3 protein-coding genes and 2 pseudogenes are annotated in these 3,054 nt (G+C 56.6%); 2 read left to right on the top strand and 3 right to left on the bottom strand.

The features are described 5' to 3' along the window. Positions 1-464: hypothetical protein (locus H0V34_10035; protein MBA2492015.1), on the bottom strand; the 464-nt coding region annotated here is incomplete at its 3' end. A gap of 214 nt (positions 465-678) precedes the next feature. Here H0V34_10035 and H0V34_10030 point away from each other — a divergent pair. After that, positions 679-936, top strand: a pseudogene (locus H0V34_10030) (transposase). A 142-nt stretch (positions 937-1,078) separates the two neighbouring features. On the opposite strand, the pseudogene H0V34_10025 reads toward H0V34_10030, so the two are convergent. After that, positions 1,079-1,374: pseudogene (locus H0V34_10025) on the bottom strand (DUF2442 domain-containing protein). Between the two features lie 245 nt (positions 1,375-1,619). Here H0V34_10025 and H0V34_10020 point away from each other — a divergent pair. Further along, entirely contained in the window at positions 1,620-1,805 is a 186-nt protein-coding gene (locus H0V34_10020; protein MBA2492014.1) for a hypothetical protein, read from the top strand. Positions 1,806-1,926: 121 nt separating this feature from the next. Here H0V34_10020 and H0V34_10015 read toward each other — a convergent pair whose 3' ends face one another. Then, positions 1,927-2,172 carry a ribbon-helix-helix domain-containing protein gene (locus tag H0V34_10015; protein MBA2492013.1) on the bottom strand — a complete coding sequence of 82 codons (246 nt, stop codon included), beginning with the start codon at positions 2,170-2,172 and terminating at the stop codon, positions 1,927-1,929. Positions 2,173-3,054 lie beyond the last annotated feature (882 nt).

The raw sequence follows: 3,054 nt of genomic DNA, 5'->3' as shown, positions 1-3,054 counted from the left end.
AGGCTGAGTCGAGCGCCTGGTCGAGAGTAAATAAACTTGATAGCTGCTGCAGCGATTGAATTTGCGTCGCTGTCCCAGGCACCGGGCTTTAAAAAACGATTCTTCAGAAAGGTTTCTGCGTCGTCATTTTCAGAAAGACCTCGGAAGTTATTGCCAACGCCCGTATAACGAACATGCGGGAGCACTTCCACATACCTGCGAGCGATATGCGCGACACTGCCACACGTATGATCATCTTGCCACACACCGACCACCTGAACCTTGCTTGTATCGACTGTTATCGCCACTCCGCTGTCGTATGCCGCAGTCGCAAATGGAGGAGTTGTTATTGGCGCTCCCACTACTTGCCAGCCCCATGCCTCCGGCACAATTTTCTGACTGGCTAGGAAATCCGGGTTCAGAATAGTGGGATTGCAGTCATTGCCAACGATGACTATTGATACTTCAAACAGCTTAAGATCCATGTATGGCTGAGTGTCCACTCAGTTGAAGGCGCTTAGAAACGGTCATTTGCACTTGTTGCACTCGCTCCCTCCCCTTAATAAATAAGACGGGTACCACGTTCACTCACCAAGCGAAGCCGCACGCGTTTGAGTGAACATTTTGCTCATAGGTTGCACGCAATGCAACAAGTAAATTACTGATCGTTAAAGGGTCCAGGCTTAGATATTCTGATAGATGGCGGGCATGCCCCGACGCACCCGAGTTCATCTGGACGATGTTCCCTTGCACATCGCGCAGTGTGGGCACAACCGAGCGCCCTGCTGCTTCTGCGAGGAAGACTACGCCGCTTACCTGTACTGGCTGGGCAAGGCGCTTAACGAATCCGGCGGCGCGCTTCATGACTACGCTTTGATGACCAACCATGTGCACCTGATGCTGGCGCCGCGAAAGGTAGCAATCGTGCCGAAGCTCGTGTCGCTGGGACGGCGCTACATGCAGTACATCAACCGCAGCTGCCGCGTACCGGCAGCTTGTGGGACAGCCGCTACAAGTCCTCCGTCGTGCAAGTGGCGTATTACCTGCTGGCGTGTCAGCGTTACATCCAACATAAGGTATGAGCCGACTCGCGGGAGAGCTACGCAGGCGTCATCTCCCACTGCCGAGCCCGGGTCTCTAACTCTTGAACGTATTCCGGCCAATCGTGGAGCGTTGCCGGTCAAAGTCGGCGCCGTTCGGCCATACTAACGTATGCACCTCCGGGTCAACCTGGACTTGGTTAAATACTGACAAATCACGCAGAGGACCGTAAAGCCGCCCAGCAAGAATCGATTCAAAGTTAATGATCTGTTCCGTGCCGTCGTCGAACTTCACCTGCAGGGTGTAAGGAGCGATGGCTTGGAAGCCTTGCACACGGTGGATTGCATGAAACATGTGTTCCCCTCGCAGCTACAGTGGAGCAATCGGCAGGGGAGACTGGCCCGCTCGGAGCAGATGCCAATCGCCCTCTGGCGCGCTGATATCCAGCTTCGTTGAACCTCACCACGATCAAATCTACTCGCAGGTCGGGCCGGTGGGGCTGATCGCCTCGGCCAGCGTCACCAAGACATCAAGGCGCTATCCTTCTGGCGTATCTGCCTCGTAGCTCAACCGATTCGCTTGAATCCTGCCTGCTCGAAATGCCCATCGAAGCCAAACACAAACTCAATTTCATGAGCCTGCATTACCTCGAAGCTCAAGCAATCCACCAAATTCAAATCACGACGATCTTCGAGGATCAGCGGCTGCAGCCGGGCTTGAAAAGCCTTGGTCGCGTCGAGTCCAATGCGGTGTTGCAGCAGCGCCAGGTCTTAACCAGCGCATAGGACGTGGTGACTAGGCGCGCCTGCGCTTCGGCGAGGCGGGCAAACGCCGCGACGGCGGCGGTATGAAATTGATCACTGCGCGCGAGTAGAGCGTAAAGACCCGAGGTATCCGCGAATGCAATCACCCCGAGAACGCGTCCGACAGATAGCGGTCGTGTGCCGCGGCCGCATCGTCCACATCCGCCTGATGACGGCCGACAATCGCCAGGGCGTCTCGGTACAGGGCCGCGCGGGGCGCCTGCCCTTGGCTCAGATGCGCGTCGACTGCCTCTCTAATCAGCTGCGAAAGTGAACGTCGTTGTGCGCTGGACAGCGCTTTCAGTCGCTGGTATTGCGATTCGGTTAACTGAATTTGGGTGCGTACCATTGCATGCCACCATAATAGCAAATCTGATGTAATGCTATGGTCGCCAGGCGGGAAAGGTAAGTCTGGACGCGCAATACAAGCTCAACGACCGCGCTACGGCTGCTTTTGCGTACGCACTGGAAACCGAACCCTCGATCGATGATGACGTACTCGCCGGTGAGCCGTGATCGAGGGTGCGGGCCGTATCAAATCGGTGTGGCTGCCACCGCGCGGCTTTAACCGGCTTGACGAGAATCATTCGGCTGCTTCTGAGATCCGTGCGAAGCAGTTCCAGTCTTCACTCACACCCCCAGCAGCTTATCCATGAGTTCGGCGCGGTTATGCACGTCGAGCCCGTCGAGAGTCTTCGGCAGTGAGCGATGGCGGTGCTAGGGAATGTCCATGCGCCGGGCGATCTCTGCATGCGAATGCCCAGCGGCGAGCAATAGACACACACCACCATCGCACCCGCGTTCATCTGGACGGTGTTCCCTTGCACATTGTGCAGCGTGGGCACATTTGCGAGCCGTGCTCTTTCCGCGAGGAAGACTACGTTGCTTACCTGTACGGGCCGGGCAAGGCGCTCAACAAATCCGGCTGCGCGGTCGATGCCTGCGCTTTTGTTCCTCGCCGCCGAACAGGATCGCTCATGCGTTCGAGTCGTTGCTCGACTTGCCAAACCTCCATTTTGAGCGGAAGAACGATGTTCTCTTAAGTCGCCGGCTGCGACGCGTTTGCGACATTGGATCGCGATTTGATCAAGCGAGCGAAACGCATTTCTGTTATGCCCCCCCATCGAACTGGCGCGAAGCTGACGGCCAGATGTTGCATTACACGCAGCTCGCCGAATATACGAGCCTACGCCTTGCCTCCCACAGTCCCTCGCGGCGGTTCGCGTCAGAG

Source organism: Gammaproteobacteria bacterium (assembly GCA_013696315.1).
GTDB lineage: Bacteria > Pseudomonadota > Gammaproteobacteria > JACCYU01 > JACCYU01 > JACCYU01.
Note: the sequence above shows the minus strand (reverse complement) of the source record. Positions and strands in the feature narration are given on the sequence as shown.

What these genes read in the sequence shown, in the direction of transcription:
- H0V34_10020 (MBA2492014.1), top strand. Translation starts at nt 1,620, where the DNA reads ATGCCCATCGAAGCCAAACACAAACTCAATTTCATGAGCCTGCATTAC.
- H0V34_10015 (MBA2492013.1), bottom strand. Translation starts at nt 2,172, where the DNA reads ATGGTACGCACCCAAATTCAGTTAACCGAATCGCAATACCAGCGACTG.